General features: G+C 60.0%; 23 protein-coding genes. 13 read left to right on the top strand and 10 right to left on the bottom strand.

Annotated features, from left to right (window positions below; all coding sequences use genetic code 11):
* The first annotated feature begins 146 nt into the window (after positions 1-146).
* A complete protein-coding gene (locus N1078_RS04655; RefSeq protein WP_274087037.1) occupies positions 147-1,736 on the top strand; it encodes an ABC transporter substrate-binding protein in 1,590 nt (529 codons plus the stop codon).
* A gap of 3 nt (positions 1,737-1,739) precedes the next feature.
* On the opposite strand, the gene radC is transcribed toward N1078_RS04655, so the two are convergent.
* On the bottom strand, positions 1,740-2,414 hold the full coding sequence (gene radC / locus N1078_RS04650) for a RadC family protein (RefSeq protein ID WP_274087036.1): 675 nt from the start codon (positions 2,412-2,414) through the stop codon (positions 1,740-1,742).
* 187 nt (positions 2,415-2,601) lie between these two features.
* Here radC and coaBC point away from each other — a divergent pair, with 187 nt between their 5' ends.
* The 5 genes from coaBC (at position 2,602) to N1078_RS04625 (ending at position 8,445) form a co-directional block, all read left to right on the top strand.
* Positions 2,602-3,810 (top strand): bifunctional phosphopantothenoylcysteine decarboxylase/phosphopantothenate--cysteine ligase CoaBC, encoded by a 1,209-nt coding sequence (coaBC, locus tag N1078_RS04645; RefSeq protein ID WP_274087035.1) that lies wholly within the window; start codon positions 2,602-2,604, stop codon positions 3,808-3,810.
* A 29-nt stretch (positions 3,811-3,839) separates the two neighbouring features.
* Positions 3,840-4,295, top strand: coding sequence for a dUTP diphosphatase (dut, locus tag N1078_RS04640; protein WP_274087034.1), 456 nt, complete (start codon positions 3,840-3,842; stop codon positions 4,293-4,295).
* A gap of 1,244 nt (positions 4,296-5,539) precedes the next feature.
* Positions 5,540-6,928, top strand: coding sequence for a phosphomannomutase/phosphoglucomutase (gene algC / locus N1078_RS04635; protein ID WP_274087169.1), 1,389 nt, complete (start codon positions 5,540-5,542; stop codon positions 6,926-6,928).
* A gap of 31 nt (positions 6,929-6,959) precedes the next feature.
* A complete protein-coding gene (gene argB / locus N1078_RS04630) occupies positions 6,960-7,865 on the top strand; it encodes an acetylglutamate kinase (protein WP_274087033.1) in 906 nt (301 codons plus the stop codon).
* A gap of 133 nt (positions 7,866-7,998) precedes the next feature.
* Positions 7,999-8,445, top strand: a complete 447-nt coding sequence (locus N1078_RS04625; RefSeq protein ID WP_274087032.1) for an acyl-CoA thioesterase — start codon at positions 7,999-8,001, stop codon at positions 8,443-8,445.
* 3 nt (positions 8,446-8,448) lie between these two features.
* Here the strand turns inward: N1078_RS04625 and N1078_RS04620 are convergent, their stop codons facing one another.
* Complete coding sequence (locus N1078_RS04620) at positions 8,449-9,039, bottom strand: DUF4124 domain-containing protein (RefSeq protein WP_274087031.1); 591 nt, start codon at positions 9,037-9,039, stop codon at positions 8,449-8,451.
* Positions 9,040-9,062: 23 nt separating this feature from the next.
* Positions 9,063-9,704, bottom strand: coding sequence for an orotate phosphoribosyltransferase (pyrE, locus tag N1078_RS04615; protein WP_274087030.1), 642 nt, complete (start codon positions 9,702-9,704; stop codon positions 9,063-9,065).
* A 92-nt stretch (positions 9,705-9,796) separates the two neighbouring features.
* On the opposite strand from pyrE, the gene N1078_RS04610 reads away from it, so the two are divergent.
* The gene (locus tag N1078_RS04610; protein ID WP_274087029.1) at positions 9,797-10,576 is read left to right on the top strand and encodes an exodeoxyribonuclease III; all 780 of its coding nucleotides are present in this window, start codon (positions 9,797-9,799) and stop codon (positions 10,574-10,576) included.
* A gap of 56 nt (positions 10,577-10,632) precedes the next feature.
* On the opposite strand, the gene N1078_RS04605 is transcribed toward N1078_RS04610, so the two are convergent.
* Entirely contained in the window at positions 10,633-11,007 is a 375-nt protein-coding gene (locus tag N1078_RS04605) for a DUF4870 domain-containing protein (protein WP_274087168.1), read from the bottom strand.
* 40 nt (positions 11,008-11,047) lie between these two features.
* Positions 11,048-11,770, bottom strand: a complete 723-nt coding sequence (rph, locus tag N1078_RS04600; protein WP_090240705.1) for a ribonuclease PH — start codon at positions 11,768-11,770, stop codon at positions 11,048-11,050.
* A gap of 140 nt (positions 11,771-11,910) precedes the next feature.
* On the opposite strand from rph, the gene N1078_RS04595 reads away from it, so the two are divergent.
* From N1078_RS04595 to N1078_RS04570, 6 genes are all read left to right on the top strand, one after another.
* Positions 11,911-12,774: a YicC/YloC family endoribonuclease gene (locus N1078_RS04595; RefSeq protein ID WP_274087028.1), complete on the top strand. Its 864-nt coding sequence runs from the start codon at positions 11,911-11,913 to the stop codon at positions 12,772-12,774.
* Between the two features lie 49 nt (positions 12,775-12,823).
* Positions 12,824-13,444 carry a guanylate kinase gene (gmk, locus tag N1078_RS04590; RefSeq protein WP_274087027.1) on the top strand — a complete coding sequence of 207 codons (621 nt, stop codon included), beginning with the start codon at positions 12,824-12,826 and terminating at the stop codon, positions 13,442-13,444.
* A gap of 114 nt (positions 13,445-13,558) precedes the next feature.
* Positions 13,559-13,822 (top strand): DNA-directed RNA polymerase subunit omega, encoded by a 264-nt coding sequence (rpoZ, locus tag N1078_RS04585; RefSeq protein ID WP_090250565.1) that lies wholly within the window; start codon positions 13,559-13,561, stop codon positions 13,820-13,822.
* A gap of 60 nt (positions 13,823-13,882) precedes the next feature.
* On the top strand, positions 13,883-15,991 hold the full coding sequence (gene spoT / locus N1078_RS04580; protein WP_274087026.1) for a bifunctional GTP diphosphokinase/guanosine-3',5'-bis pyrophosphate 3'-pyrophosphohydrolase: 2,109 nt from the start codon (positions 13,883-13,885) through the stop codon (positions 15,989-15,991).
* Positions 15,992-16,134: 143 nt separating this feature from the next.
* The gene (locus tag N1078_RS04575; RefSeq protein ID WP_274087025.1) at positions 16,135-16,515 is read left to right on the top strand and encodes a RidA family protein; all 381 of its coding nucleotides are present in this window, start codon (positions 16,135-16,137) and stop codon (positions 16,513-16,515) included.
* A 48-nt stretch (positions 16,516-16,563) separates the two neighbouring features.
* Complete coding sequence (locus N1078_RS04570; protein ID WP_274087024.1) at positions 16,564-17,298, top strand: hypothetical protein; 735 nt, start codon at positions 16,564-16,566, stop codon at positions 17,296-17,298.
* Positions 17,299-17,321: 23 nt separating this feature from the next.
* Here the strand turns inward: N1078_RS04570 and N1078_RS04565 are convergent, their stop codons facing one another.
* The 5 genes from N1078_RS04565 to nuoM all read right to left on the bottom strand — a co-directional run bounded on the left by N1078_RS04565 (position 17,322) and on the right by nuoM (position 22,733).
* Positions 17,322-17,951 carry a LysE family translocator gene (locus N1078_RS04565; RefSeq protein WP_274087023.1) on the bottom strand — a complete coding sequence of 210 codons (630 nt, stop codon included), beginning with the start codon at positions 17,949-17,951 and terminating at the stop codon, positions 17,322-17,324.
* A 70-nt stretch (positions 17,952-18,021) separates the two neighbouring features.
* Positions 18,022-18,822, bottom strand: coding sequence for an AraC family transcriptional regulator (locus tag N1078_RS04560; protein ID WP_274087022.1), 801 nt, complete (start codon positions 18,820-18,822; stop codon positions 18,022-18,024).
* A 2-nt stretch (positions 18,823-18,824) separates the two neighbouring features.
* Positions 18,825-19,682 carry an SDR family oxidoreductase gene (locus N1078_RS04555; protein WP_274087021.1) on the bottom strand — a complete coding sequence of 286 codons (858 nt, stop codon included), beginning with the start codon at positions 19,680-19,682 and terminating at the stop codon, positions 18,825-18,827.
* A gap of 22 nt (positions 19,683-19,704) precedes the next feature.
* Positions 19,705-21,180: an NADH-quinone oxidoreductase subunit NuoN gene (gene nuoN, locus N1078_RS04550; RefSeq protein ID WP_274087020.1), complete on the bottom strand. Its 1,476-nt coding sequence runs from the start codon at positions 21,178-21,180 to the stop codon at positions 19,705-19,707.
* A 23-nt stretch (positions 21,181-21,203) separates the two neighbouring features.
* Entirely contained in the window at positions 21,204-22,733 is a 1,530-nt protein-coding gene (gene nuoM, locus N1078_RS04545; protein WP_274087019.1) for an NADH-quinone oxidoreductase subunit M, read from the bottom strand.
* Positions 22,734-22,743: the final 10 nt, after the last annotated feature.

The raw sequence follows: 22,743 nt of genomic DNA, 5'->3' as shown, positions 1-22,743 counted from the left end.
GCCGTGCCGTCGTTTACCCCCGCAAAGCCAGCTATTGGTAGGGATTGTATAGATCAACCGCTCGTCGCCAAGATTCATTGCCCTGCTGCCGAGTAATGGCCTAGGGTAAAGCCTTCGTCACGCGCCACCTGACTCTGGAGTTTGTTATGCGCCTCGCCTTTCTCCCGCTGCTGCTTGCCCCGCTAATGGCTCCTGCACTGGCCCAGGCCAGCACACTCAGCGTCTGCACCGAAGCCAGTCCAGACGGTTTTGACGTGGTGCAATATAACTCACTGACCACTACCAACGCTTCAGCCGACGTGCTGATGAATCGCCTGGTGGAGTTCGATGCAGCCAGCGGCACCCTGCAGCCAAGCCTGGCGAAAACCTGGGAAGTCAGTCCGGACGGCCTGAGCTATAGCTTTACCCTTAGGCCCGATGTGAGCTTCCACAGCACTGACTATTTCACTCCAAGCCGCACACTGAATGCCGATGACGTGCTGTTCAGCTTCCAGCGCATGCTTGATCCAACCCATGCCTGGTACAAGGTCGCCCCCAGTGGCTATCCGCACGCGCAGTCGATGCAACTGCCAAGCCTGATCAAAAGCCTTGAGAAAAACGGCGAGCACAGCCTGCGCTTTACCCTAAATCGTCCCGAAGCGACCTTCCTCGCGACTCTCAGCATGGGCTTCGCCTCTATTTACCCTGCCGAATACGCCGCACAGCTCATGGCCGCCAACACGCCAGAGAAGCTCAACAGCCAGCCAATTGGCAGCGGTCCATTTATCTTCAAGCGTTTCCAGAAAGATGCCAGCGTGCGCTACAGCGCCAATCCAGCCTACTTCGCCGGCAAACCGGCGGTCGACAACCTGATCTTTGCCATCACCCCTGACGCCAACGTACGCCTGCAAAAGCTTCGGCGCGGCGAGTGCCATATCGCCCTGTCGCCCAAACCGCAGGATGTAACGGCAATCGCCGCTGATAACAACCTAAAGAGTGTGCACACAGCCGCCTTTATGAGCGCCTTCGTGGCTATCAATAGCCAGCATCCGCCACTCGACCAAGCGGCGGTTCGCCAGGCGATCAACCTGGCCTTTGATAAAAACAGCTACCTGCAAGCCGTGTTTGAAAACAGCGCTGAGGCGGCCAATGGCCCCTACCCGCCTAATACGTGGAGCTACGCCGCCGAGTTGCCCGGCTACCCTCATGATCCGCAAAAAGCCCGAGAACTGCTTAAAACAGCTGGCCTGGCGGATGGGTTCAGCACCACCATTTGGACCCGCCCCAGCGGCAGTGTGCTCAACCCCAACCCAAGCCTTGGCGCGCAATTGCTGCAGGCCGATTTAGCCAATGTCGGCATCAAGGCCGAGATCCGCGTGATCGAGTGGGGCGAGTTGATTCGCCGCGCCAAAGCCGGCGAGCATGACCTGCTGTTTATGGGCTGGGCGGGCGATAACGGCGACCCGGATAACTTCCTCACGCCACAATTTTCCTGCGCCTCGGTCGAGTCCGGGCTGAACTTCGCCCGCTATTGCGACCCGCAACTGGACCAGCTGATCGCGGACGGCAAACGCACTAGCGACCAGGCGCAACGCAGCCAGCTGTACAAGCAAGCGCAGCAAATCATCCAGCAGCAAGCGCTCTGGCTGCCGTTAGCTCACCCAACCGCCTACGCGCTAACGCGCAAACAGGTCGAGAGCTATCAAGTCAGCCCCTTCGGCCGCCAGGATTTTGCCAAGGTGCGCCTAACCCCCTGATACCTAGAGCCAGCCGTACTCGGCCATCGACAACGGCTCTCCATCGCCGACGATAAAGTGGTCGAGTACGCGCACATCCACCAGTTCCAGCGCCTCCTTCAAACGCCGGGTCAGCACCCGGTCGGCCTGGCTGGGTTCGGCGACGCCTGACGGATGGTTATGGGTCAAAATCAGTGCCGCCGCGTTATGTGCCAGCGCGCGTTTAACCACCTGCCGGGGATAGACGCTGGCGCTGTCAATGGAGCCATGAAATAACGCTTCGAACGCCAGCACACGGTGTTTGGCATCAAGGAACAGGCAGCCAAACACCTCATGCGGCTCATGGCGTAGCAGCGCTTTCAGGTAATCGCGCACGGCCTGCGGGCTTTCCAGCGCCGAATCGCGGCGCAACTGTTCGGCCAGATGCCGGCGCGCCATCTCCAGCACCGCCTGCAACTGGGCGAACTTGGCCGGCCCCAGCCCCAGACGCTGACTGAACGAGGGCAAATCCGCCTGCAACAGCGCCCGCAGGCTGCCAAAGTCGCCGAGCAGATGGCGCGCCAGGTCGACTGCGCTTTGGCCGGCCACACCCGTGCGCAGGAAAATCGCCAGCAATTCCGCATCGGTCAGGGTACCGGCACCCTGGGCCAAGAGTTTCTCCCGCGGGCGCTCTGCCGCCGGCCAGTCACGAATACTCATCACACCTCCTTGTGTTATCAGACGCGGCAAACCGCCTCACCTATGCACCGCAAAGCCACGCCTGGCAAGCGTTTGGCAGTACTACTCGAGTGCAGGCTCTGTGCTATCGTAGCCCAACTTTTGCGCTGCGCTTGGCCTGGGGAGGTGTCGGCGCGGCGATGAATCCATTTTTATAAAAGGCAGGCCTATGCAGCGACTGTATCGGAAACGCATCATTGTTGGCGTAGGCGGCGGTATTGCCGCGTATAAAAGTGCAGAGCTGATTCGCCGACTCAAAGACCAAGACGCCGATGTGCGCGTGGTCATGACCAAAGGCGGTCGTGAGTTCATTACCCCGCTCACCCTTCAAGCGCTCTCCGGGCACCCGGTTCACCTTGACCTGCTCGACCCCGAGGCCGAAGCGGCTATGGGCCATATCGAACTGGCGCGCTGGGCCGATCTGGTGCTGATTGCGCCGGCTACTGCCGACCTGATGGCGCGCCTGGCCCAAGGCGTGGCCGATGACCTGCTGACGACCCTGGTGCTGGCCACCGATGCACCCGTGGCCCTAGCCCCGGCGATGAACCAGGCGATGTGGCGCGACCCGGCCACCCAAGCCAACGCCGCACTGCTCACCACCCGCGGCCTGCACCTATTCGGGCCGGCGGCTGGCAGCCAGGCCTGTGGTGATTTCGGCTTGGGCCGCATGCTTGAAGCCGAGCAGTTGGTGCAATGCGCCGCGGATTGCTTCCAGCATCAAGCGCTGACCGGCAAGCACGTGCTGATTACCGCCGGCCCCACCCAGGAAAATATCGACCCGGTGCGCTACATCACCAATCACAGCTCCGGCAAGATGGGCTTTGCCCTCGCTGAAGCCGCCGCCGAAGCCGGCGCCAAAGTCACCCTGATCAGCGGCCCGGTGCACCTGCCCACGCCCGAGCGGGTTACCCGCATCAATGTGACCAGCGCGCGCGACATGCTCGCTGCTTGCGAGGCTGAGATGCCGTGCGACCTGCTGATTGCCGCCGCCGCGGTGGCCGATTACCGCCCGGAAGTGGTCGCCCAGCACAAATTGAAAAAAGATCCAGCCAGCGGTGACGGTCTACTCCTGCAAATGGTGCGCAACCCGGATATCCTCGCCACCTTGGCAAGCCGCAGCGACCGCCCGTTCAGCGTCGGCTTTGCCGCCGAAACCGAGAACCTGCTGGAATATGCATCGCGCAAGCTACGCGACAAGAACCTCGACCTGATCGTCGCCAATGACGTGGCTAACCCCAGCATCGGCTTCAACAGCGAAGAAAATGCCATCACCATTATCGACCGTGAGCTCCAGCAGAGCAGCTTCGCGCAGACCAGTAAAAGCAAGATTGCTCGCCAACTGGTGAGCTTTATTGCCGAACGCATGGCGCGCAGCTGACGCTCCAATCACCGACAACAGAGCCTGATATGCACGCCTTACAAGCCAAGATCCTCGACCCACGCCTGGGCAACGAATTCCCTTTACCGCACTACGCCACCCCAGGTTCTGCGGGCCTCGATCTACGCGCCATGCTTGAACAAGAGCTGGTTCTCGAGCCGGGCCAAACCGTGCTGATCCCCACCGGCCTGTCGATTTACATTGGCGACCCCGGTCTCGCTGCGATGATCCTGCCGCGCTCGGGCCTGGGCCACAAACATGGCATTGTTCTCGGCAACCTCGTCGGCCTGATCGATTCGGACTACCAGGGCGAACTGATGGTGTCCTGCTGGAACCGTGGACAAAGCGCCTTCACCATTGCCATCGGTGAGCGCATCGCCCAGTTGATCCTCGTCCCAGTGGTGCAGGCACACTTCGAGCTGGTCGAGCAATTTGACGAGAGCCAGCGCGGCGCAGGCGGCTTCGGCCACTCCGGTAGCCACTGATCGCTCAAAACCTAGTTCCAGGATGAATGTCGAGGAGACGCGGTATGAAACTCTTCACCCGCACGGCTAAGGACGCTGACGTACTGACCCCTAGCGCCCAGTTGAGCAGTGCTTCCGCCGAACCGAAAACGGCCAAAAGCAACCTCAATACCCTGCTACCTGGGGTACTGGCGGCTGTTGCGGGCATCATCCTGGCCGGCGCACTGCTTTGGTTTGGCCCGCTCGACAGCGCCTATCAGCAGCAACTGCGGCAACTCAGCCAAGCCTGGGGCGGCGGCCAGGCGACCGTATTGCAGAAGGCCCTGCAACAGCTCAGCGCTGACACTCAGGCAGCGGCGCGCAACCCACAACTTCTGCAAGCCCTGCAAAGCCAGGACATCAACCAGATTCGCGCGGCCGAACGTAATCTCACCTACTGGCACGGCGTGGTTGATGCCCACTTAAATGCGCGCAGCCAGGCGGTACAAGACGCTAGCCGCAGCGCGCCGATGAACTTTGCCGCACTGGACATGCTGCGCCGCACCGAAAACGGCCAAACGCCGGCGCCTGAAGCCTACAAGGTCGGCCAGCGCTGGCTGGTCTATAGTGCGGCACCACTGCGCCTCAGCGACGGTGAGCCGCTGCATGGCACCCTGCTACTGGCCGTGGACCTTGAGCGCCTGCTCGCCAGCCTACCCGTGATGCCCGCCGAAATCGGCCAGATTCAGCTGATCCAGCAGTTCAACAACACCGCCCCACAGGTGCTCGCCCAACGCGGCCAGGCCGAGGGTGCAGCGCAGTCATTCGACACCGGCAACCCCAACTGGACGGTCAGCTTTACCCCTGGGCCGTCGCTGACCAGCCCCGTATTTTCTCCGCTGATGCTCGCCCTTGCCGGGCTGCTCGCGCTGGCGGGCGCAATAATCGGCCTCTACCTGTTACAGAGCCGCCTGCAACGCCACCTGCTGAGCGACGTAACGCAGTTGGGCCAGATGCTCAAGGAGCTGTCCGCTGGTAAGGCCGTCAAAGCCTTTAGCCTGAGCTTGCCCACCCTGGATATCCTCGCGCAGAGCCTGGCACGCCTGCCGCGCCGCGCCAGCGCGTCGACTGCAACAGCAGATGCCAACCCAGAGCGCGGCGCTGCCATGCAAGCACCTGCTGAGTCGATGCTCGACCCGTTGTTTCAGGACACCGATATTCTCGACATTGATATTCTCGATGAGGATCAAGATTTGCTAGGTCTAGACGAACCGACTCCTACCCCAGTGCAAACGAAAGCGCCAACGCTGCCGGCTGACATCTTCCGCGCTTACGACATTCGTGGTGTGGTCGGCCGCACCCTGAACGCCGAAACCGCTTACTGGATTGGCCGCGCCATCGGCTCGCAGAGCATTGCCCAGGGCGAACCGAACATCGCCGTCGGCCGTGATGGTCGACTGTCCGGCCCAGAGCTGGCGCAGCAACTAATCCAAGGCCTACTCGATTGCGGCTGTCACGTCAGCGATGTCGGCATGGTGCCAACGCCTGTGGTGTATTACGCCGGGCATATCCTCACCGGCAAATCGGCGGTGATGCTGACCGGTAGCCATAATCCGCGCGACTACAACGGTTTCAAGATCGTGATCGCCGGCGACACCCTGGCCAACGAGCAGATTCAGGCCCTAAAAGCACGTATCGACAACAACGACCTGGCCAGCGGCGTTGGTACGGTCGAGCAGGTTGACGTGCTGGATCGCTACCTCAAGCAAATTCGCGACGACATCGCCATGGCCAAGCCCATGCGCGTGGTCGTTGACTGCGGCAATGGTGTGGCCGGCGTGATCGCCCCACAACTGCTTGAGTCGCTGGGTTGCTCGGTGATTCCGCTTTACTGCGAAGTCGACGGCAACTTCCCCAATCACCACCCGGACCCCGGCAAGCCGGAAAACCTGGCGGACCTGATCGCCAAGGTGAAAAGCGAGAACGCCGATATCGGCCTGGCCTTCGATGGTGATGGCGATCGCGTCGGCGTGGTGACCAATACCGGCGCCATCGTCTATCCAGACCGCCTGCTGATGCTGTTCGCCAAGGATGTGGTGTCGCGCAACCCTGGGGCCGACATCATTTTCGACGTCAAATGCACGCGCCGCCTGACCCCATTGATCAGCGGCTATGGCGGTCGCCCGGTGATGTGGAAAACCGGCCATTCGTTGATCAAGAAGAAAATGAAGGAAACCGGCGCGCTGCTGGCGGGCGAAATGAGCGGGCATATTTTCTTCAAGGAGCGCTGGTTCGGTTTCGACGACGGCATCTACGCCGCAGCCCGCCTGCTGGAGATTCTCAGCCAGGATCGCCGCGACGCCGATCACGTGTTCAGCGCCTTCCCCAATGATACTTCCACCCCGGAAATCAATATCGAGGTGACCGAGCAGAGCAAGTTCAGCATCATCGAACGCCTGCAGCGCGATGGCATATGGGGTGAAGGCAATATCACCAGCCTCGACGGTATACGCGTCGACTACCCCAAAGGCTGGGGCCTGGTGCGCGCGTCCAACACCACACCAGTACTGGTGTTGCGCTTCGAGGCGGAAACCGAACAGGAACTCGAACGGATTAAAGAAGTATTCCGCGCCCAGCTTTACAGCGCTGTGCCCGACCTCGACCTGCCGTTCTGATTAATGAGCGAATTTTTTACAGGAGCCCCGCATGACCCTCGAACGTGATGCCGCCACCAACGTCGCCAAGGTATTGTCCGAAGCATTGCCCTATATCCGCCGCTTCGTGGGCAAGACCCTGGTGATCAAATACGGCGGCAACGCCATGGAAAGCGAAGAACTCAAGCAAGGCTTCGCCCGTGACATCGTGCTGATGAAGGCCGTGGGCATCAACCCCGTGGTGGTGCATGGCGGTGGCCCGCAAATCGGCGACCTACTCAAGCGCCTGAGCATCGAAAGCCACTTTATCGACGGCATGCGCGTCACCGACACCGCCACCATGGATGTGGTGGAGATGGTGCTCGGCGGCCAGGTCAACAAAAGCATCGTCAACCTGATCAACCAGCATGGGGGCAGCGCCATCGGCCTGACCGGTAAAGATGCTCAACTGATCCGAGCGAAGAAGCTCAAGGTCAGCCGACAAACACCGGAGATGACCCAGCCAGAGATCATCGACATTGGTCATGTGGGTGAAGTCACCGGGATCAATACCGACCTGCTCAACATGCTGGTCAAGGGTGACTTTATTCCCGTCATCGCGCCGATTGGCGTCGGTGCAAACGGCGAGTCCTACAACATCAATGCCGACTTGGTGGCTGGCAAAGTTGCCGAAGCATTGAAGGCCGAAAAACTGATGCTGCTGACCAACATCGCTGGCCTGATGGACAAGCAGGGTGAAGTGCTCACCGGCCTGACCACCGAGCAAGTCGACAACCTCATCGCCGACGGCACCATCTACGGCGGCATGCTGCCGAAAATCCGCTGCGCGCTAGAAGCGGTGCAAGGTGGCGTAACCAGCGCGCACATTATTGACGGCCGAGTGCCCAATGCCGTGCTGCTGGAAATCTTCACCGACAGCGGCGTAGGCACCCTGATCTGCAACCGCGAACTCCCCTAGCACCTATGCGCAGGGCGAATCACCCGTTGATTGAGGCTGATTCGCCCGCTTAATAGCCTGCTGCAGGCCTTGCAGCAGGCTGCCTTAGCACCGAAGCTCAGTGAACCCACACTGCACGCCCGAGGTGTACACCATGCCAGCTGCGCCTTCTCGCGAAGCTTTCAGCTTTTTCCATACGCTGCGTGTGCGCTGGGCAGAGGTCGACCCGCAAAGTATCGTCTTCAACGGTCATTACCTAACCTATGCCGATGTCGCCATCACCGAATACTTCCGCGCGCTGGGCATTCGCTATCCTGATGACTTAAGCCGTGACGGCGGCGACTTCTTCGCGATCAAGACAGTGCTCGAGTACCTAGCACCCGCTCGTTTTGATGATGAACTGCAGATTGGCATTCGCGTCGCCCGCCTGGGCGGCTCTAGCTTGAGCTTTGCCATGGGCATCTGGTGTGGGGAGCAGGCGCTGACCGTCGGAGAAGTGATCTACGTACACGCAGACCGCGTAACCCGCAGCAGCAGCCCACTGCCGGCATGGCTGAGAGACAGGGTTACGGCCTTTGAACGCTGCGCGCCGCAAATATAGGTTTTAGTTGCGGCCCATCAGGACCTTGAGCCGATCACGGTCAGCATTGAAACTGCTGTCCGCCGCTTTGCGCATGGCTTGATAACGCAAGATGTCGCTTTTAAGGCGTTCTTGCTCAACCTTTTGGCTGTCAATTTGCGCCAATAGGTTAGCCGGCACTGCACGCCCGGCACGCTCATGATTGGCCGCCTGGCTTTGCAGGTTGGCTTGTTGAGTACGGACGGACTGCAGGTTGCCGCGTGCCACGCCAATCAGGCCATCCAGCTCGGCGAGCTTACGCTGGCGCGCGCGCTCGACATCTTCAGGGGTGCTGTAAAAGCGCAATAGCTGTGCATCTGAGCTGGCCCGCGCCTTCTCCGCCAGGATGTGCTTCATCTCTTCGGCGCTGGGGGCCGGCGGAATCACCTTGACCACCCGCCCCTGATCGTTCAGCACCTCATAGCCCTTACCGATGTGCTCTGGCGGCACGCCCTGACGACTGAGCACCGTGGTGCCCTTGTCATCGACATAGCGGTATAACTCAGTTGCACCTGCCACAACCGGCAACAGTAGGCCAAGCAACAGCGAACAGCGGGTCAGGGCAGATTTATGCACAATACAGCACCTTTATCAGCAGGTTAGATTCCGTACTCGGCACGATAGGCTTGTACCGCCGGGAGATACTGCTTGAGTTCAGCATCCTCTGCCAGATATTCCAGTACTTGTTCGAGTGACACAATGCTCACGACTGGCATCGCGTAGTCACGCTCAACTTCTTGAATGGCCGAAAGCTCACCCTTGCCGCGCTCCTGACGATTCAGCGCAATCAGCACACCAGCCGCCTTGGCACCCTGCGCCTGGATGATTTGCATCACCTCGCGGATCGCGGTACCCGCGGTGATCACGTCATCGATGATCAGTACGCGACCGGCCAATGGCGCACCGACTAGCGTGCCACCCTCGCCATGATCTTTAGCTTCTTTACGGTTAAAGCACCAAGGCATATCGCGCTGATGATGCTCCGCCAGCGCCACCGCGGTGGTGGCGGCTAACGGAATGCCTTTATAGGCCGGGCCGAACAACACATCGAAGTCGATACCGCTGTCCACTACTGTCGCGGCATAAAACCGCCCAAGTTGCGCCAGCGCGAGGCCGCTGTCGAACAAGCCTGCATTGAAGAAATAAGGGCTGACGCGCCCGGATTTCAGCGTGAACTGACCAAAGCGTAGAACCCCACGCTCGATGGCAAAACGGATGAAATCGCGCTGATACGCTTGCATGAAAAAGTCCCGGACGGCACGGTTTTACTAGGAAGTTACTTATTAGAGACGAGCTCGGGTATCATACACGCACGTGATTTTTGGGGCCATTTATGCGGATCATCAGTGTGAACGTGAATGGTATTCATGCTGCAGTCGAGCGCGGTTTGCTCAGTTGGCTGCAAGCACAGAATGCCGACGTCATCTGCCTGCAGGACACCCGCGCCTCCGCCTTTGAACTGGATGACCAAGCCTTCCAACTGGATGGCTATTTCCTCTATGCCTGCGATGCAGAAGTGCCAGCCCAAGGTGGTGTGGCGCTGTATTCGCGGTTGCAACCCAAGGCGGTAATCAGCGGCCTCGGCTTTGAAATGGCCGACCGCTATGGGCGCTACCTGCAAGCTGATTTTGACAAAGTAAGTATTGCCACCTTGCTGATGCCTTCGGGACAGCAGGGCGATGAGAACTTGAATCAGAAATTCAAGTTCATGGACGACTTCACCCATTATTTGGACAAGCAGCGCCGCAAGCGCCGCGAGTACATTTACTGTGGCTCGCTCTACGTGGCGCACCAGAAGCTCGACGTGAAGAACTGGCGCGACTGCCAGCAATCACCGGGATTCCTCGCCCCAGAGCGGGCTTGGCTGGATGAAGTGATTGGCTCCATGGGCTATGTCGATGCATTGCGCGAAGTCAGCCGCGAAGGCGACCAGTTCAGCTGGTGGCCAGACAGCGAGCAGGCCGAGCTGCTCAACCTGGGCTACCGCTTCGACTATCAACTGCTCACCCCCGGCATGCGCCGCAGCATTCGCAGCGCCCGCTTGCCGCATCAGCCGCGCTTCTCGCAGCATGCGCCTTTGATCGTCGATTACGACTGGATTCTCAGCGTATAGCCCACAGGCAGAAAAAAGCCGACGCATGCGTCGGCTTTTTTGCATCTACCAACTGCTTATTTGATCAAGCGCCAAGCAAAGGGATAGCGATACGCCTGACCTTCATTGGCCTTGACTCCCGCAATGACGGTCAACACCAGCGCAGCCACACAGACCAGCAGCATCAATGGGAAGCCGATCAGTATCCAGGCCAGCAAACCGCAGACCATCAATGCAAGGCTCACGGTGATCTGAAAGTTAAGCGCCTCTTTGCCCTGCTGATCGACAAAAGGATCGAGATCCTTCTTCAGCTGCCAAGCGATAAGTGGGCCGATAACATTGCCGACCATAGGCGCGAGAACCCAAGAAAACGCCGCGAAATGGCACAACATTGCCCACTGGCGGGCTTCAGGGCCGGGAACCGGCTGCAGCGCTTGGGTCTCGTCACTCATGATGCCTCTCCTTGCGTTATCGACTTGCAGCAAAGTTCAATCAGTCAGCCAGCGCCGCTTGCTGCAGCTCGAACAGCTCTGTCATGCCTTTCTGCGCCAAGGCCAGCATGGCATTCAGCTCAGCAGGCTGGAACGGCGCGCCTTCGGCAGTGCCCTGCACTTCGATGAAGCCACCGGTGTTGGTCATCACCACGTTGAGGTCAGTTTCAGCGGCGGAGTCTTCTAAATAATCCAAGTCCAGCACTGGCTCGCCTTGATACATACCCACTGAGACAGCGGCAATCATCTGCTTGAGCGGATCACCGTTTTTCAGGCCGCCCCGCTTCTTGATCACTTTCAGCGCATCAATCACCGCCACCATGGCACCGGTAATGGAGGCAGTGCGGGTGCCGCCATCGGCCTGAATCACGTCGCAGTCGACATACAGGGTGTTTTCGCCCAGTTTCGACATATCCAGCGCCGCGCGCAGCGAACGTCCAATCAAACGCTGAATTTCCAGAGTACGACCGCCCTGCTTGCCGCGGCTGGCTTCACGCTGGTTACGGTCACCGGTGGCACGCGGCAGCATGCCGTATTCGGCGGTCAACCAACCCTGGCCCTGGCCTTTCAAGAAGCGCGGAACGCCCGACTCGACACTGACCGTGCAAATCACTTTGGTATCGCCAAACTCCACCAACACCGAACCCTCGGCATGCTTGGTGTAGTTGCGGGTGATACGAATCGAGCGCAACTGATCGGCGGCGCGGCCACTGGGACGTTTCATCTAGGAATACCTACTCTGAATAAAAATCTGCCACCCATTATAGGGACGTAAGCCTGTGCTGACATGCCGAATTGGGAGCCACTGACGCACTGCGCTACAATCCTGCGCCTTTCGTTACGACTTTTCGCGAGGTTCGCCCCATGATCCACAGCATGACTGCCTTCGCCCGCGCCGAACAGGCCGGCGCCAACGGCACCCTGAGCTGGGAGCTACGCTCGGTCAACCATCGCTACCTGGAACCGCACCTGCGCCTACCGGAAGCCTTCCGCGACCTGGAAGGCGCGGTGCGCGAAGCGCTGCGCAATGGCCTTTCCCGTGGCAAAGTCGAATGCACCCTGCGCTTCAGTGATGACAATGCCGGTAAAGCGCTGCAAGTCGACCTAGAGCGCGCCGCACAACTGGTCGCCGCCGCCGAAAGCATTGCCGGCCTGATCAAGCAGCCCGCCGCACTCAACCCGCTGGAAGTACTGGGCTGGCCTGGTGTGCTGGTCGCCGATGCCGCAGATCCGCAGGCACTCAATAAAACCGCACTGGCGCTCTTCACCCAAGCACTGGACGAACTGAAACAAGGCCGTTTGCGTGAAGGCGCAGAACTGGCCAAGCTGCTCAACGAGCGCCTGGACAGCATTGCAGCCGAAGTCGTTGCCGTGCGCGAACTCGTACCGCAGATGCTGGCTGCCCAGCGCCAGAAGATTCTCGACCGCTGCGCCGAGATGCAGGCCGAGCTCGACCCGCAGCGCCTGGAGCAAGAGCTGGTGATGCTCGCGCAGAAAAGCGACGTGGCCGAAGAACTCGATCGCCTGGTTACCCATGTCAGTGAGGTACGCCGCGTATTAAAGAGTGGCGGTGCAGCGGGCCGGCGCCTGGACTTCCTCATGCAGGAGCTCAACCGCGAAGCCAACACGCTCGGTTCCAAGGCCTTCGACACGCGCAGCACTCAGGCCGCCGTTAACTTGAAAGTGCTGATTGAACAGATGCGCGAACAAGTACAGAACATCGAATAAGCCAAACCGCTACTGCTACTCTTCGAACAACGCGCTTCAGGACTGATCCATGACCATCACCACCGGTACCCTGTACATCATTTCCGCCCCCTCCGGCGCGGGTAAAACCAGCCTGGTCAAGGCGCTGATCGACAGCGAGGCGCAGATTCGCGTATCCGTCTCGCACACCACCCGCGCCATGCGTCCGGGTGAAGTGGACGGGGTGAATTACCACTTCGTCAGCCGTGAGCAGTTCCACGCCATGCTCGACAAGACTGAATTCCTCGAGCATGCGGAAGTGTTCGGCAACCTCTACGGCACCTCACAGGAATGGGTTAAGCAGACCCTGCGCGAGGGCTTCGACCTGATCCTGGAAATCGACTGGCAAGGCGCACAACAGGTACGCCGCCTGATGCCCGAGTCAAAATCGATCTTTATTCTGCCGCCGACCCAGGAAGCCCTGCGCCATCGTCTGACCAATCGTGGCCAGGACAGCGGCGAGATCATCGAACAGCGCATGCGTGAAGCCGTCAGCGAGATGAGCCACTACGTCGAATATGACTACCTGCTGATCAATGATGACTTCGCCCACGCCCTGAGCGACCTAAAGGCTATTTTCCGCTCCAATCAGCTGCTGCAAAACCCACAACAGCAACGCCACAGCGGGTTGCTCAGCGAGTTACTGGTCTGACTTACCGTGCACCGGTAAATCAATGCTTCCCTTAAGGCTGGTGATTTTTTAGACTATTCAGTCCGCCCGCCCATTTGGGCCCAGCTCTATTACGCATTTGCTACGAGGAACACCATGGCCCGCGTTACCGTCGAAGATTGCCTGGATCACGTTGATAACCGCTTTGAACTGGTCATGCTCGCCACCAAGCGCTCGCGCCAACTGGCTACCGGTGGCAAAGAGCCGAAGCTGGCTTGGGAAAATGACAAGCCAACCGTCGTCGCGCTGCGTGAAATCGCTGCCGGCCTTATGAGCTATGACGTCATCGCCCAAGACGATATCGTCGAGGAAGAGCCACTGTTTGCTGCATTCGAGGAAGAGGCAAACGAGCCTCTGTAAGCCTATGCCGGGTCGACGTCGTCAGGCGCAAGTTCATCTGAATCGGCAGGGGAGTTTCCCATGCCGAGCATAGATGTACTCGCCGAGAGACTTTCGACCTACCTCGACGACGACCAGGTCAACCTGGTCCGTCGCGCCTATTTCTACGCCGAACAAGCCCACGACGGCCAACGCCGCCGCAGCGGCGAAGCCTATGTCACCCATCCCCTCGCGGTGGCATGCATCCTGGCTGATATGCACATGGACCATCAGAGCCTGATGGCCGCAATGCTGCATGACGTCATCGAAGATACCGGCATTGCCAAGGAAGCACTGGACACACAGTTTGGTGAGTCCGTGGCCGAGCTGGTCGATGGGGTCAGTAAACTGACCCAGATGAACTTCGAGACCAAGGCCGAAGCCCAGGCCGAAAACTTCCAGAAAATGGCCATGGCCATGGCCCGCGATATCCGCGTAATTCTGGTCAAACTGGCCGACCGCCTGCACAACATGCGCACCCTGGAAGTGTTGTCCGGCGAGAAACGCCGGCGCATCGCCAAGGAAACCCTGGAAATCTACGCACCGATCGCCAATCGTCTGGGCATGCACAGCATGCGCATCGAGTTCGAGGATCTGGGTTTCAAGGCCATGCACCCGATGCGCTCAGAGCGCATCCGCGCAGCGGTTAAGCGCGCTCGGGGCAACCGCAAGGAAATCGTCAACAAGATCGAAGAGTCGATCACCCACTGCCTTGCTCGCGAAGGCATGGAAGGCGAGGTCTCGGGCCGCGAGAAGCACCTCTACGGCATCTACCAGAAGATGCGCGGCAAACGCCGGGCGTTCAACGAAATCATGGACGTCTACGCCTTCCGCATCGTTGTCGACAAGGTCGACACCTGCTATCGCGTGCTTGGCGCCGTGCATAACCTGTACAAACCACTGCCGGGACGCTTCAAGGATTACATCGCAATTCCCAAGGCCAACGGCTACCAGTCGTTGCACACCACGCTATTCGGCATGCACGGGGTACCGATCGAAATCCAGATCCGTACCCGTGAAATGGAAGAGCTGGCCAACAACGGGATTGCCGCGCACTGGTTGTACAAATCCAACGAGGAAGACCAACCCAAGGGCAGCCACGCCCGCGCACGGCAATGGGTCAAGGGTGTGCTAGAGATGCAGCAGCGCGCCGGTAACTCGCTGGAATTTATCGAAAGCGTGAAAATCGACCTGTTCCCCGACGAGGTCTACGTGTTCACGCCCAAGGGCCGCATCATGGAGCTGCCGAAAGGCTCCACCGCGGTCGATTTTGCCTACGCGGTGCACACTGACGTCGGCAATACCTGCATTGCTTGTCGTATCAACCGCCGCCTAGCCCCGCTGTCGCAAGCCCTGGAAAGCGGCTCAACCGTGGAAATCGTCAGCGCGCCAGGTGCCCGCCCCAACCCGGCCTGGTTGAACTTCGTGGTTACCGGTAAGGCCCGGACGCACATCCGCCATGCGCTCAAACTGCAGCGCCGCTCGGAATCCATCAGCCTTGGCGAGCGCTTGTTGAACAAGGTACTCGTCAGCTTCGACAGCCATCTCGACAAAATTCCGGCTGAGCGGATTCAAACCGTCGTCGCCGAATACCAGCAGGACGTGCTCGAAGACCTGCTCGAAGACATTGGCCTGGGCAATCGCATGGCCTATGTGGTGGCTCGCCGCCTGCTCAGTGACAACGGCGAAGCCTTGCCGAGCAGTGAAGGTCCGCTGGCGATCCGCGGCACCGAAGGCTTGGTGTTGAGTTACGCCAAGTGCTGCACACCAATTCCGGGCGACCCGATTGTTGGTCACCTGTCTGCCGGTAAAGGCATGGTGGTGCACCTGGACAGCTGCAAGAACATCGGCGAAATCCGCCACAACCCGGAAAAATGCATCCAACTGTCCTGGGCCAAGGATGTGACCGGCGAGTTCAATGTCGAATTGCGCGTTGAACTGGAGCACCAGCGCGGTCTCATTGCGTTACTGGCCGGCAGCGTCAATGCCGCCGACGGCAATATCGAGAAAATCAGCATGGACGAACGCGATGGCCGCATCAGCGTGGTTCAGCTGGTGGTCAGCGTACATGACCGCGTACACCTGGCCCGCGTGATCAGGAAGCTGCGCGGCCTGACTGGTGTCATCCGCATCACTCGCGCCCGCGGTTGATACGCGAGCAAAACTGATCACACCCAACACCTGTTAGTTGAACTTTGACAGTGCCCGTGGCTTTCCTCCACCCTAGGCGGCCTAACAGGCCGCGCGAGCCATGCGCCGCCCATGATTTCCCTCAACCGTCTTTAGGAGTTCCCATGAGCAAGAGCGTTATCACCAGCGACAAAGCACCGACCGCTATCGGCACTTACTCCCAGGCCATCAAAGCGGGCAACACGGTTTACATGTCCGGGCAAATTCCACTGGACCCAAAAACCATGGAGCTGGTGGAAGGCTTTGAAGCCCAGACCGTGCAAGTATTCGAAAACCTCAAAGCCGTTGCCGAAGCCGCCGGCGGCTCGTTCAAAGACATCGTCAAGCTGAACATCTTCCTCACTGACCTTTCGCACTTCGCCAAAGTGAATGAAGTCATGGGCCGTTACTTCGAGCAGCCTTACCCAGCCCGCGCCGCCATCGGCGTTGCCGCCCTGCCACGCGGCTCGCAGGTAGAAATGGACGCTATTCTGGTTATTGAATAAGTCCCTTGGCGGGGCCGCTGCCCCGCCCTCTCCTTGCGAGGACGCGCTATGCGTAGCCTATCTGCTGCTCTGTTGTTCTGCGCCTTACTCAGTGGCTGCGCCAGCCCTCCGTCCGACCCTAGCGGTACGTGGATCAACCAAGCGGCCATTGATGCCGCCACTGCAGGTGGCAACCTTCGCGAAGCCCTGCTCGCCTATGGGCCCAATCTGGAATGGCAGATTGACAGCCAGCACCGTTTAGCCAGTTTCAGCAACGGTTATGAGCGCGATGAGGGCACGTTTGAACGTCAGGCCGACGGCCGCTTACGCGTAGATTACTACGGTGATGTTCAGGAGTTTCTTAACCTTAGCGGCAGCGAACTGGTGCAGGCACAAAGCGCTACCTGGCCGGAACAACGCTTTGTCCGCGCACCTGCAGCACCCGCACCGCTTGCGCCACTCGGCAGCAGCTTCGAACACGCCTTGTACAGCGCCTACCTAGGCGGCACCTGGTTGATCGAAGAAGGCTTGGGCGAAGGCGGTCTGGTGCTATTCAACGCTGATGGCAGCGTGCAAGGCCTACCAGGCGCAGAACGCTATGCCCTGTGCCTGGCCGGCGACTGTGCCGCCATGAGCGGCGAGTTCGATAGCCTTTGGCTGCAATTGGGCGAACAGGGACAAAGCTGGATTTTCGAGCGTGAAGGTAACCAGCTGCGCGTCTTTGCAGCCCTGAATCGTGCGCAGATTGATGAAATGCCCGACTTCTATAAGGGTCAGCAACGCTGGCTACTCAAGCGTCGCTAAGCTGACGCGTCAAAGGGCCCGCATCACTCTAGGGCCTTCAGCGCACTTATCAGCAACCAGCCTCCCAAGGCCAGCAGTAACGCGCCGCAGCCCCGATCCAACCAGCGGATTTGCTGTTGCAACCAGGCACGCCAGCGCCGATGGCCCAACAGGCGCACCAACGCCAAGTCCCACACCCAAACCACCATGGTCATCCACAGCATTGCCAGCGCCAGCCCCCACGTCGGCACGGCCGCCTCACGCAGGACGCCAAACAACCCGGCATAGAACAGCGGCAACTTGGGGTTGCAGCTACTGGCCAGCAACCCATAGCGCAGCCCGTGCCACCACCTCCCCGTCAGGCTTTGCTCGCCCACAGGCAGATTAAGATCACGCTGCGACAACAATGCCTGCAACCCAATCCAGGCAAAGTAGGCGCCACCTATTAGCTGTAGCAGTGGCCACAACACACCTCCGTCGCCCGGTAGTAATCCCAGCGCCAGTAACACCAGGAGCATGCTCAGCAGATTGGCCAGGGCAATGCCTCCGGCACAGCCGTCAGCCTGCCGCCGGCCCTGGGTCAGCGCCGTGCGGATCAACAGAAAGAAATCCGGCCCTGGCGACAGCAGGGCCGCAAAGTGAGTGCTGGCGACCAGCAAAAATAACCCAAGCATCGGCAATCGACCTCCATCCAACGTGGAGGTCAGTTTCCCTGCTGCAGCCTGGTAAGGTCTTGGAGAAAACTCAGGTCACCGCGCCACGGCGAAACTGGCCTGGGGTGACGCCGGTGAAACGTTTGAACGTGCCGGAGAAGTGCGCTTGGTCATAGAAACCCAGGCTCAGCGCCACCTCCAGCGGAGCCTGTTCGCCGAGCAACAAGCGTTTCGCTTCGCGCACGCGACGCTGCAGTAGATAGGTATGTGGCGGCACGCCATAGGCCCGGCGAAAGGCTTCAATCAGGTGACGCGGATGACGCTGAACCAAAGCAGCCAGCTGTTCCAGGCTAACCGCTTGCGTGTAGTGCGCCTCCAGATATTCACGCAGGACGGCTGTCACGCCGCCATCACGGGCTGCCGGACAGGCAGCGCGAAGCCCGCCATGGCGCACAAATACCCGCTCCAGCACGGCGAGTAATTCACTTTCCAGGGTCAACGCATCGCCACGCTCGAACTCAGTCGCCAGACGCGCCAGGCCTGCGGCTACCTGACCATCGTCGCTCGGATTAAGCGTGCGGAAGCCATCGGGCAGATGTTTTCGACCGAGCAACGCCGGCAGGCGCGATTCCTCGACATAGAGCATGCGATAGACCAGCCGCGCAGAGTCAGCATGACCAGTATGCGGCTCCTCCGGATTCATCAGCGACAGCGTACCGGCCGGCAGAGCATGGCGCTGACCACGGCACTGATAACCGCCTACACCTTGCAAGATGGCACCAATAGCAAAGGCGTCGTGGCTATGGCGACCGAAGGCTTGCCCGGAAAAATCGGCATGAAACAGCTCGACACCGGGTAGCCACGCTTTGGCGAGCAACCGATTGCCGTTCATCTTTACAGCTGCGCCAGAATCGCCCGGTAACCCTCACGATAACTCGGGTACTGCGGCTGCCAGCCCAGGGATTTGGCGCGGGCGTTGCTGCAACGCTTGCTGCCGGCGCGGCGCACAGTGGCTGTCTCAGACCAGTGCTCGATCGCCAGCTGCTGACGTAACCAGGCCACTACCTCGTGTAGCGGCGCAGGTTCATCATCGACGCCGATATAGCAGTCCTGCAACGCCACGCCGCGGGCATCAGCCTGCAGCAGAAAAGCCAAGAGCCCGGCAGCATCATCAACATGAATGCGATTACCGTACAGCGGCGGCTCGCTGGCGACCCGATAGCCCTGACGAACTTGACCCAGCAACCATTCGCGCCCCGGCCCATAAAGCCCGGTCAGACGCACCACGCTGGCTTCCAGGCCACTGTGCAAGGCCACCTGCTCCGCCTCACGCATGATGCGCCCTGAATAGCTGTCGGCTTCGGCAGGGGATGCTTCATCCACCCACTCGCCCTGCAATTGGCCGTATACACCCGTGCTGGAGACAAACAACACACGCTTGGGTTGTTGCCCATGCTGCGCCAGCCAGCCCAGCACACGGCGCAAACCCTCCACATAGGCGGCGCGGTAGCCTGCTTCGTCGCGCTCGGTGGCAGCTGCGCAATACACCAGATAATCCAACGGCTCACTCGGCCAGGCCGACGGGCAGGCATCCGCCTGCAGGTCACCGGCAACCGGGCGAATACCCTCAGGGAGCAAGGCGACACTGCGGCGCAGGCCATACACCGTCCAACCGGCAGCAGTCAGCTGCTGCCCCAGACGGCCACCGACATCACCGCAGCCGGCGATTAGCAGGGTTTTACCCAGTGTCATGCGCATTCCTTATTGAGCTTGATCATGGCAACACGGCAACTAAGCCAGCCTGCTGCACCAGCTCCAGCAGCGGTTGCGGATACACGCCAAGGACGAAGGCCAACACGGCCACTACCAGCAGCATGATGCCCCCGGCACGCTGCGCCCAGTCAAACGGCGCATCGTGACGACGCAGGTTCGGCTCAACCATAAACAGGGTGACCATCACCCGCAGGTAATAGAACACGCCAATGGCGCTGCCGATTACCAGGGCGGCGAGCAGCCACCATTGCTGCGATTGCACGCCGGCAGCGACCACATAGAACTTGCCGATAAACCCGGCGGTCAGCGGAATACCCGCCAGCGACAGCATCATCACGGTCAGCACTGCGGTCAGATACGGGCGGCGCCAGAATAGCCCACGGTACTCGTACAGCGCATCACAATCCCGGCCGTTATAAGGCGTCGACATCAGGGTGATCACACCGAACGCGCCGAGGCTGGTCAGCACATAGGTCGCCAGGTACACGCCAACCGCTTCTACGGCCAAGCCTTTACTGGCAATCAACGCAACCAACAGGTAGCCGAAATGGGCGATTGAGGAATAACCGAGCAGGCGCTTGAGGTTGTTCTGCAACAGTGCCAACAGGTTGCCGAAGATGATCGAGGCTATGGCAATCAGTGTCAGTAGATCGCTCAGCCAGCCGCCAGCCATAGCCGGCGACATTTGATACAAACGCAACAACACGGCGAACACCGCAACCTTACTGGCTGTGGCGAGAAAAGCCGCCACCGGCGCAGGCGCGCCTTCGTAGACATCCGGCGTCCACAGGTGGAACGGCACCAGCGACAGCTTGAACGCCAGGCCGATCAGCATCATGCCCACGCCTAACTGCGCCAACATGCTCGGCAAACCATCAGCCGCCAGCTTGGCGCCGATGCCGGCGAAGGTCAGGTTGCCCGACTCGGCATACACCAGCGCCATGCCGAACAGTAGAAACGCGCTGCCTGCGGCCGACAGCACCATGTATTTGATACCGGCTTCAAGCGAGCGCTTGTTGAAGAAGGCGTAGGCAATCATGCCGTAGGTCGGCACCGACAGCAGTTCCAAACCAATAAACAGACCAGCCAGGTGCTGCGCGCTAACCAATACCAGCCCGCCGGCAGCGGACAGCAGCATCAGCAGGTAAAGCTCTTCACGGTTGCCCGGGTAACCCTTGCCTGACTCACCGCCCAGGTAGGCATGAGTCAGCGTCACGCAGGCCAGCGTCGCCGCCAGCACCAGGGCCATGTAGTAGCAGGCGAATTTATCCACCAGCAACAGCGGCGTGACCTCAATAGGCGTTACCTCCAGAGCCGGCAGCAGCGACAGCAAGGCCAGGTTTAGCCCCAGCACCGAGAGGCCGAAGGTCAGGGTGTGATTGCGCTTCCAGGCGATGGCCAGCATCACCAGCACCACCGTGGCACTGGTGATCAGCAACGGCAGCAGCGCGATGAAATGTTGAGTCGTCAGTTGCATAGCATGACTTTCCATTAAGCCGCTTACCGGGCCAGAACAGGTTGATTGAGGGCGTTACCCAGCCACTGCTGCACGCCTTGCATGCTGGCGGCAGAGGTGTCGAGCACCGGCTGCGGGTAAACCCCAAGCAGGATCAGTAGTACAGCAAGGCCAAGCACCATGCTCAGCTCGCGCAGCTGCAGGCCAGGCAACGCGGTTTCCGCCTTGGCCGGGCCGAAGTAGGCGCGGTGAATCATGATCAGCGAATAGACCGAGCCGAACACCAGGCCCGTGGCGGCCAGCACAGTGACCCACGGCGCACTCTGGAAACTGCCAATCAGGATCAGGAACTCACCGACAAAGTTGCCGGTACCCGGCAAGCCCAACGCTGCTGCGGCAAAGAACAGGCTCAACGCCGGCAGCCAGGGCATACGCGCCCAGATACCGCCCATCTCGCGCATGTCACGTGTGTGCAGGCGCTCATACAGCTGACCACAAAGAATGAACAGTGCCGCCGCCGAAAGACCGTGAGCCATCATCTGTACCACCGCACCCTGCAGAGCAATTTCACTGCCGGAGTAAATGGCAATCAACACAAAGCCCATGTGCGACACGCTGGAGTAGGCCACCAGGCGTTTGATATCGGTCTGCGCGAACGACAGCAGCGCGCCATAGATGATGGCGAACACGCCAAGCCACTGGGCGATCGGCGCAAACTCGGCCGAGGCATTGGGGAACAGCGGCAGAGCAAAACGCATCAGACCGTAGGCAGCGGTTTTCAGCAGGATACCGGCCAAATCCACCGAGCCGGCCGTCGGCGCCTGGGCGTGGGCGTCCGGCAGCCAGGAGTGAAACGGCACCACCGGGAACTTCACCGCGAAGGCGATAAAGAAGCCGAGCATCAGAATGTACTCAGTGCCGGCCGCCATCTTGGTGGTCAGCAAATCGGCGTAGTTGAAGGTCAGCACGCCGGTCTGGTCGAAGTGCACAAAGACCAGGCCGAGGATCGCCAGCAACATGATCAGGCCACTGGCCTGGGTGAAGATAAAGAACTTGGTGGCGGCGGTGATGCGCGTCTTGCCATCACTACCGCTATGACCCCAGAGCGCGATGAGGAAATACATCGGCACCAGCATCATTTCCCAGAAGAAAAAGAACAGGAACAGGTCGACGGCGAGGAACACGCCAACTACGCCGCCGAGAATCCACATCAGGTTGAGGTGGAAGAAGCCGACGCGGTTCTGGATCTCGTTCCACGAGCAGAGCACCGAGAGCACACCAAGCAGACCGGTGAGGCTGATCATCAGCACCGACAGGCCATCCAGCGCCAGGTGGATGCTGATGCCAAAACGCTCGATCCACGGCACCTGGAATTCGGCCGCCCACTGCGGCGCAGCACCCGGCGCAGGGGCCAGGCTGAAGTCGCCAGTGGCCCACAACCACAGGCCCAGGCCGAACAGCAGGCCCATGGTCAGCAGGGCGATCCAGCGCGGCAAGGTGCTGCCGAAACGCTCGCACTGCCAGCACAGCAGGCCGCCGATAAAGGGGATCAGGATTAGCCAGGGCAGAATCATGACGGGCTAT

It is taken from the genome of Pseudomonas sp. MIL19 (assembly GCF_028680365.1).
Taxonomy (GTDB): domain Bacteria; phylum Pseudomonadota; class Gammaproteobacteria; order Pseudomonadales; family Pseudomonadaceae; genus Aquipseudomonas; species Aquipseudomonas spirodelae.
The sequence above is the reverse complement of the archived record's forward strand: the minus strand, read 5'-3'. Positions and strand labels throughout refer to the sequence as shown.

Coding starts and splice junctions, on each gene's coding strand:
- N1078_RS04655 (WP_274087037.1), top strand. CDS start 147: ATGCGCCTCGCCTTTCTCCCGCTGCTGCTTGCCCCGCTAATGGCTCCT.
- radC (WP_274087036.1), bottom strand. CDS start 2,414: ATGAGTATTCGTGACTGGCCGGCGGCAGAGCGCCCGCGGGAGAAACTC.
- coaBC (WP_274087035.1), top strand. CDS start 2,602: ATGCAGCGACTGTATCGGAAACGCATCATTGTTGGCGTAGGCGGCGGT.
- dut (WP_274087034.1), top strand. CDS start 3,840: ATGCACGCCTTACAAGCCAAGATCCTCGACCCACGCCTGGGCAACGAA.
- argB (WP_274087033.1), top strand. CDS start 6,960: ATGACCCTCGAACGTGATGCCGCCACCAACGTCGCCAAGGTATTGTCC.
- N1078_RS04625 (WP_274087032.1), top strand. CDS start 7,999: ATGCCAGCTGCGCCTTCTCGCGAAGCTTTCAGCTTTTTCCATACGCTG.
- pyrE (WP_274087030.1), bottom strand. CDS start 9,704: ATGCAAGCGTATCAGCGCGATTTCATCCGTTTTGCCATCGAGCGTGGG.
- N1078_RS04610 (WP_274087029.1), top strand. CDS start 9,797: ATGCGGATCATCAGTGTGAACGTGAATGGTATTCATGCTGCAGTCGAG.
- N1078_RS04605 (WP_274087168.1), bottom strand. CDS start 11,007: ATGAGTGACGAGACCCAAGCGCTGCAGCCGGTTCCCGGCCCTGAAGCC.
- rph (WP_090240705.1), bottom strand. CDS start 11,770: ATGAAACGTCCCAGTGGCCGCGCCGCCGATCAGTTGCGCTCGATTCGT.
- N1078_RS04595 (WP_274087028.1), top strand. CDS start 11,911: ATGATCCACAGCATGACTGCCTTCGCCCGCGCCGAACAGGCCGGCGCC.
- gmk (WP_274087027.1), top strand. CDS start 12,824: ATGACCATCACCACCGGTACCCTGTACATCATTTCCGCCCCCTCCGGC.
- rpoZ (WP_090250565.1), top strand. CDS start 13,559: ATGGCCCGCGTTACCGTCGAAGATTGCCTGGATCACGTTGATAACCGC.
- spoT (WP_274087026.1), top strand. CDS start 13,883: ATGCCGAGCATAGATGTACTCGCCGAGAGACTTTCGACCTACCTCGAC.
- N1078_RS04575 (WP_274087025.1), top strand. CDS start 16,135: ATGAGCAAGAGCGTTATCACCAGCGACAAAGCACCGACCGCTATCGGC.
- N1078_RS04570 (WP_274087024.1), top strand. CDS start 16,564: ATGCGTAGCCTATCTGCTGCTCTGTTGTTCTGCGCCTTACTCAGTGGC.
- N1078_RS04565 (WP_274087023.1), bottom strand. CDS start 17,951: ATGCTTGGGTTATTTTTGCTGGTCGCCAGCACTCACTTTGCGGCCCTG.
- N1078_RS04560 (WP_274087022.1), bottom strand. CDS start 18,822: ATGAACGGCAATCGGTTGCTCGCCAAAGCGTGGCTACCCGGTGTCGAG.
- N1078_RS04555 (WP_274087021.1), bottom strand. CDS start 19,682: ATGACACTGGGTAAAACCCTGCTAATCGCCGGCTGCGGTGATGTCGGT.
- nuoN (WP_274087020.1), bottom strand. CDS start 21,180: ATGCAACTGACGACTCAACATTTCATCGCGCTGCTGCCGTTGCTGATC.
- nuoM (WP_274087019.1), bottom strand. CDS start 22,733: ATGATTCTGCCCTGGCTAATCCTGATCCCCTTTATCGGCGGCCTGCTG.